This is a genomic window from Dysgonomonas sp. HGC4, assembly GCF_001261715.1.
GTDB lineage: Bacteria > Bacteroidota > Bacteroidia > Bacteroidales > Dysgonomonadaceae > Dysgonomonas_A.
In genome coordinates, this window is record NZ_CVRU01000150.1 from 73,464 (window position 1) to 81,186 (window position 7,723).

Genomic DNA, 7,723 nt, shown 5'->3' on the forward strand with positions numbered 1-7,723 from the left:
CGATTATTCATTTGTACTGATTTTAAAGACAAAACCGGAGGAGGTTCCATATTGACCTCCTTGCATAGCATTGAAAAGATATGCAGGCTTTCCATCTTTCATTAATAACTGAGGACGCTCAAAACGTCCGTATCTTTTTAAATGCGAAGGAGCAGGAGGTTCTTCCAAATAGACATCGGCTCCAAACCAAGCAATTTGAGGTTCCGACCAATTTATTCCATCCATAGATTCAAAAATCAAACCTACTTCATGATCGAAATATCCCATATCACGCATCAACATTTTAAATTTACCATCTTCAATATATACATAAGCATCTTCGACCTGCTTATTATCTCCATATTTTGAGAAATCTACAACGGGATTACTCTCATATCTTTTATACTCTCCTTCGATATTATCGGCAATCGCCAAACCATATTTACGATTGGCTCTTATGGCTCCTTTCTCATTCTGATAAGCTTCCTTGTTCCACGATTTATAGTATAACCAAGCTTGTCCGTTAGGATTAGAAACAAATGCAGGATTAGTTGTATTGCAATCATCCCAAGTCCCTGTTTCGCCGGCCTCTAAAATCGGCTTATCCGCTCTGATCCAAGGTCCGTTTATCGATTTCGATTTCGCTAAACCGATTCGTTTCGTATAAACCGTACCATCACTATTGCCCATATAGAATAAATAATATATACCGTTCAAATACTGAATATGCGGATTGTGGCAAGTAGTTGCATCGAAATAACCTTCACGAGGAGCCAATACTGTCTCCACATAAGTATAAGGTCCTTCGGGTTTATCTGCTATAGCATGAGCTATTTCAGATTTATGTATCCAACCTCCCATTTTGTATTTTTCGGGCCAACGGGAATAGAATACATGTACCTTACCATCTTCTCCATAGATAGGAGCACAACACCAAACATAATATCCTTCCGATTCGAGAATCCGTCCCATAGGTTGAAGATTCCTACTGAAATCCGAAATCTTATCCTGCGGATATTTCTGTATGACATTCTTATCATATTCTTTTTTCAGTACAGAAAAATAATGTGTATCTAAATCTACTAAAGAATTCAGATAGACTTCAATATTTGTATAATCTTTACTGAGATTGTACATATTTCCATCTTTACTATCATTCGGGTTTAATTTGTGTTGTACTTCCCACTCATCGGGTATTCCATCACCGTCGCTGTCTTTAGGATATCTCCCCTTCTTTAACTGAGGCCATCCTCCAACTGCATTTTGAGAATCTATGATACCTTTATTACCTCTGCCATAACTTTCGCCACCATTGGCTGTACCTGTACGAACTTCTTCGATTACACCAGCATCGTAACTATCTCTACGAAAACTACAACCTGCCTCAGCCAATACCCTTTGATAAGCGACTTCGGCTGAATTTTGATTAATAGCGACAAAAGGAAACGGTTCCTTTGCACGGACTCTATTAGTTGTACCTACCCCTTTCCAATTATCGGAAGTTACAAGATCACTTCCTTCCATCACATTATCAGTGATATAGTAAGAGCCTGTCCCATCTTCGGCAGGATCGAGAAACCAGGCACGTTTATCATCGGATGTTGCAGAGCCGGGTTTATAATAATTCGCCACAAAATTTATTCTCCCATTGCGTCCTCCTCCATAAGCGGACTTGAATCCCCAATTATAAACCACATTGTTTCGAAAGTCTACAGGTGAACATCCATCTGATGCAAAGCGAGGATTACGGCTACTGTGATGAGCCATCAAATTGTGATGAAAAGTAGCTCCGCAACCGCCCCAAATACCGCCGAAACCATGTGCGCCTTTTGAGTGTGCCGACTTAGACAAGCTATGGGTAATCATGCACCATTGCACCGTTACATTTTCTGAATTATAAATAGAAAGGCATTCATCAACCGACCATGAAGCGGAACAATGATCGACTATTAAGTCTTTTACTTTTATAGCTCCTATAGCATCGTCTTCTACTCCATGCAGGTCTCCCATCCGTGAACGGATATAACGTACTATCACATTATTAGCCTTTATATAGAAAGGATATCCTTTCAAGCAGATCCCATCACCGGGCGCACTTTGCCCGGCAATGGTTATACTGTCATTAGTTATGATAAGTTTCGACTTTAAATCTATCGTTCCATCTACTGCAAATACAATTATACGTGCTCCGCTTTGCTCAATAGCATTGCGGAGGCTGCCTTCTCCCGCATCATTCAGATTTGTAACGACGAGTACTTGTCCTCCACGTCCTCCGGTTGTATACTTACCATACCCTTCGGCGGTAGGAAAAGCCAAAGATTGAGCAGATAAACTAAAGGAGCAGAATATGCTTAAAAATATCGTTATATACCTCAACATCTTTTAATACAAGGGGTGTTGTTGACCTTTCAGACCAATATTGGTATCAATAGTCTCAGAGTTCAGAGGTAGAAGTTCAACTTTATTCTTTTCTAAGCCTCTGAAAATTCCTTGTACCCATGTTGCATTGGCTTCCAGCTTTTGTGTGTAATGTAACGATACATTGCTGTACATATCAAGAAGAGTATATCCGTCCGCTTTCAGCTTAGCTTTTTCGCTATCTGTTGGTTCCGATTTATAACCAATATAAGGCACTACTACAATAGGATCTTCGAATGATGTAGCTTTTTCTTTTTTATATGCTCTGTAACGATCAATATTAGAATATTTACCTGCATGATTCGCCATATCTATCACATTCTTTTTTGCTTGAGTAAGTGCTTCGAAGTGGATTCCCCAACGAACAAGGTCTGTTCTGCGCATTCCTTCGAAACCTAGTTCTAGTTTACGCTCATTAATAATAGCATCTCTAAATGCCTGATAGCTGGTTGGTGTAGTACCAATTTTAGAGACATTATTTTTAAACCCACGTAATCTTACTTTTTCATATGCCCATTTCGCTGCAGCAGAAACTCCGTTATTTAATTCATTCTCAGCTTCAGCATACATCAATAATACGTCTGAATAACGTAAAAAAGGCCAGTTGATATCACGCTTATTTATAGCTGTACCCTCTTCTTTTTTCCATGTAACGCGAAATTTACCAATACTCATACTTGGATAGGCACTCATCTGACGAGTATTGTCGGCTGCTATACCATAGTTACAAAGTGTTACATCGCGACGCACGTCTCCTTCTTCGAAATCGAACCAATATGTAGGAAGAGCAGTCATGGCTGGCCCTGCTTTTTGAAACATTGAACTTGTATGGCAAAACATTCCATTTGTATAACCAATAGCCGAACCATTTACATCGGTTCCATACTGACCAAATTCTAACATTGACTCCTTATTATATCGTCCATTCACTAAATCACGAAAAACAGTTTCATAATCAATCAAATCATTTTCGCCTCTGTCAACAACAGCCTTACAAGCGTCTCTAGCTATTGCATATAATTCTTTGATACGAGCACCATCTTCACGCTGAGCCATTTTTACTGATCCCGGATCGTAGGTATTCAAATCCCAACGTAAAGAATAACCGGCTCCATATAAGGCTACACGTGCTAAAATTCCATAAGCCGAATTCTTTGTAAAACGCTCAATAGAAGAAACCATTCCTTCTCCCTGCCAAGGCAAAAGCTCTACTGCTTTTTGAAGGTCTTCAACAGAACCATCCATTATAATATCGCGACTCACACGCGACGAAAAGAATGTTCCTGCATCCTCAACAGGTATTGTAGAATAAGGAACATCTCCAAAAAAGCGAACAATATTCAAATAATTCATACCACGGATAGCATACGATTCGCCCAATAGCATATTTATTTTTTTCTGTTCAGCTTCCGTAGCACCAGTCATTCCCTCTAGTTTCTTTATACAAATATTGGCATATTCTATTCCTGCATACATAGCAGTATAGGTAGACGTAGGTATATTTGATGTATTAAATACATAGTTTGCAACCTGGTTTTTGGAGTTAGTATCTCCTTCTGTCGAAATACACTCATCGGTACCCATACCTAATTGATAATACAATTCTCTATTAAAAATGCTTGTATAACAACCAATAACAGCCATTTCGGCTCTGTCTACATTCTCAAAAACAGTCTCGTTATCGAACTTACTTTCCGACTCCATATCCAGCCAATCCTGACATGAGCTAAAGCTCATAGCTGTGGCTAGGATCAATACTATATTAATTATCTTTTTCATTCTGGTTTATTCTTTAAAAGGTTAAATTTAAGCCTATAACATAACTTTTAGATCTGGGGTAAGCGGAGTTGTCAACACCTTTTGTTAATAAGCTTCCTGTAGATGACACTTCCGGATCATAACCTGTATAATTAGTAAAAGTATGGATGTTATTTAGTGTACAATATATACGGGCATTAGTTATCCAAGCTTTTTTAAGCAACGTTTTGGGCAGAGAATAACCCAATGTTATGGTATTTAAACGAAGGAAAGAAGCATCTTCCAAATAATAATCTAAAGCATCGGTTATAGCAATCTTATTATCAGAATGTATGCTCCATAAAGCATCGCTTGCATGCTGATCAGGGTTCAACTCTGCTAAACGAGCCAGATTTGTTGTTTCTTTACCGGTAACAGGATCAATTAATGTAAAACGGTCATTCATAGCAGCTAGTGAATTCTGATTGGGTAGATATGGACCAAGGAAACGCTGAGTATTCATATTAAATACTTGGTTACCCGATGAGAAAGTGAAAAATACACTAAGGTCAAAACCTTTATACATGAAGGTATTCACCATACCTCCCGTAAAATCGGGCTCGGCGCTACCTATTACCGTACGATCGTCGGTAGACCAAACCTGATTACCATTTGCATCCGTTTGTCCGGCAGTAGTTTTGTATTTCACATCACCCGGTTTTAGAGTGGAAGTATTCTTTCCTTTCAGGTAAGGCACTCCATCTTTTAAAGTATAAGTTCCGTCCGAATTCTGATTAAAATCGTCAGTTGTATATACGCCATCATACTTATAACCATAGAATTGTCCTAAAGATTTGCCCTCTTCAATCCAGAAATCAACACGTGATTCGTAATTCTTTCTCCAATAAGAAATATCATCAGAGAATAATCTTAAGACTTTCGATTTATTGAACGATATATTAAAGTCGGTAGTCCAAGTGAAGTCTTTAGAGGCAATATTCACCGTATTCAAAACAAACTCAAAACCTCTATTACGGATAGATGCTGAATTTTGAAACTGTGTTTTATAACCTGAAGAGGTTGGAATTTGATTTTCAATCAGCAGATTATCCGAAACATTATTGTAATAATCGGCAGTAAGACTTATCCGTCCTTTAAGCACTGAAACATCAAGACCTATATTTGTAGAAGTTGTTTGTTCCCATTTCAACAATTTATTACCTAACTTATCTCCGGGTTTCAGACCATTTACTATTCCATTATTCATAGAATAAAGAGTCGACCCATAATCTGTTCTAAACATATTGTCATCAATATTACAATTGCCTGTAGTACCATAGCCAATACGAAGTTTCAATTGATCAAATATATCCAGATCTTTCAGAAAAGGTTCTTCGGAAATTCGCCATGCACCCGAAGCCGATGGCAAAGCTCCCCACTGTTTTCCTTTGATAAATTTAGAAGTTCCGTCAGCACGGAGAGTAGCTGTCAGTAAATACTTATCAGCATAGTTATACATTATACGTCCAAAAACTGACACCAAACCTTCTCGTCCTTTATCTGAGTTGTAAGTCGATCTTTTTGCCATATTCACATCATTCAGACCAAAATTACTTTCCGGAAATTCATAATAAGAATTATCCAGTTTCATAGTTTCAATGTACATGGTTTCTTGTCCCAACATCGCATTGATATTGTGCAATCCGAAGTTTTTCTTCCACGAGAGAGTGTTTGTTACCTGCCAATTTAGTTTCTCGGCATTATTGCGTCGTCCCCATGGGCCTTTATTAACTTCGGCAGTTCTAGTACGACCATCATCCCAATAATCAGTACGCACTTGCCTCCAATAGTAGCTTCCTGCTGTACGGAAAGTCAGATCTTTTACAATATCTATTTCTAACCCCAAATTCACAGTAGCCTCTCTTGTATATTTATTCTGAGTTATAGCATCATTGGTAATAAGAGGATTCGAGATATCATATTGAGAATCTATTGCTAACATTTCATCACCAAGATCTGTATTTAACATCTGTTCATTCGTAAAACGAATACCACCCGTTACAGGTTGCAGAATAGACATTTTAAGCATACCACCTAAAGAGCCTCCACCTTCAATATTTGTATTTTGAAGATTTGCTCCAAAATCCATACGAATGCGTTTACTTACTTCATGGTTTATTTTAGTACGAATACTATTTCTATTATACCCTGATTTATCCAATAACCCATCCTGTCCGGTATAGTTATAACTAAGCATGAACTTAGTTTTCTCACTACCTCCTGTAATACTCAAGTTATGATTCTGAAGAATAGCTGTACCACCAAAAACAGCATCCTGCCAATCAATTCCGGCACGATTTCCGTATTCACTAGCAATACGTCCAAAAGCTCCTGTAAAGAAATCGGGATCGGAAACATTTCCACCAAACATGTTTGCCCATTTTTCTTCATTCCCTGCTAAAGCTTGAAATTCATATTGATATTTTACATACTGAGGAGTATTCAATAAATCTAATTTCTGACCAAGTTTCTCAAAGCTTACAAACGTATTATAGTTCACTTCCGTTTTTCCACTCTTACCCGATTTTGTTGTGATAAGTATAACCCCATTCGAACCACGTGCTCCATATATAGCAGTAGCAGAAGCATCTTTCATAACATCAATAGACTCAATATCATTAATGTCTACCATCTTTAAACCATCTTCCATTTGGAAACCGTCTACAATGTATAAAGGTGACGTAGACTGTGTAACAGAAGTTCCTCCACGAACGGTTATATTAATATCTGCACCCGGAGCCCCACTTTGTGTAACAACATTTACACCGGCAATTTTACCCGTTATAGCTTGTGCAGCAGTAGTTACGGGGATCTTTGCAATCTGAGAACCTTTGACCGATCCTGTGGCTCCCGTCAAATCTCTCTTTCTCACAGTTCCATAACCAATAACAACTACTTCGTCTAACAATTTATCGTCAGACTTCATCACAATATCCAATTTACGAGCACCTCCAATCGGTACATTCTGAGATTCATACCCTATGAAAGAGAACACTAAGGTTACTTTGTCATTAGGTACAGTGATGGTATAATTACCATCGATATCTGTAAACACGCCAGATGTTGAACCTTTTATGGTAACACTTACACCCGGTAACTCTCCCATATTATCTTTCACTGTTCCAGAAATGGTGATACCGCTCTGGGCATAAACCACATTTCCAACAAGCGAGAAGAATATAAAGAGGAGTAAGAATTTAAAACAGAAAAGCTTCTTAAACTTTTTCACACATCTTTTCATGATATTACAATTTATAGTTAAGGATTAAAACTATTTGAGTACAGTAAAAAATTTCAGGTTAACGTTTCAATTCCGAAAGCAGAATTTCATGGTTTTTCAGTTCTTATTTCGGTTATTCTTTTTCGATTTTAGGCACACAGAAAAGCCTGTCTGAGAATTAATTCTCAGACAGGCTTTTCTGTCTTTATATCATTCAGAGTAATACCTATACCTATATTATAAAGGTGTAAGGATATTACATTTCTTTTTCTTATTTTATAGCTCTCTCTCTCTCTCTCTCTCTCTCTC

At 37.9% G+C, this 7,723-nt stretch carries 3 protein-coding genes; all 3 read right to left on the reverse strand.

What is annotated here, in order from left to right; genetic code table 11:
* Window positions 1-3: 3 nt before the first annotated feature.
* From HGC4_RS19155 to HGC4_RS14600, 3 genes are read right to left on the reverse strand one after another with little or no spacing between them, the layout of a single operon-like run.
* The gene (locus HGC4_RS19155) at window positions 4-2,358 is read right to left on the reverse strand and encodes a hypothetical protein (RefSeq protein WP_306332071.1); all 2,355 of its coding nucleotides are present in this window, start codon (window positions 2,356-2,358) and stop codon (window positions 4-6) included.
* Window positions 2,359-2,361: 3 nt separating this feature from the next.
* Window positions 2,362-4,176: a RagB/SusD family nutrient uptake outer membrane protein gene (locus HGC4_RS14595; RefSeq protein ID WP_050710871.1), complete on the reverse strand. Its 1,815-nt coding sequence runs from the start codon at window positions 4,174-4,176 to the stop codon at window positions 2,362-2,364.
* A gap of 13 nt (window positions 4,177-4,189) precedes the next feature.
* Entirely contained in the window at window positions 4,190-7,435 is a 3,246-nt protein-coding gene (locus HGC4_RS14600) for a SusC/RagA family TonB-linked outer membrane protein (protein ID WP_050710872.1), read from the reverse strand.
* Window positions 7,436-7,723 lie beyond the last annotated feature (288 nt).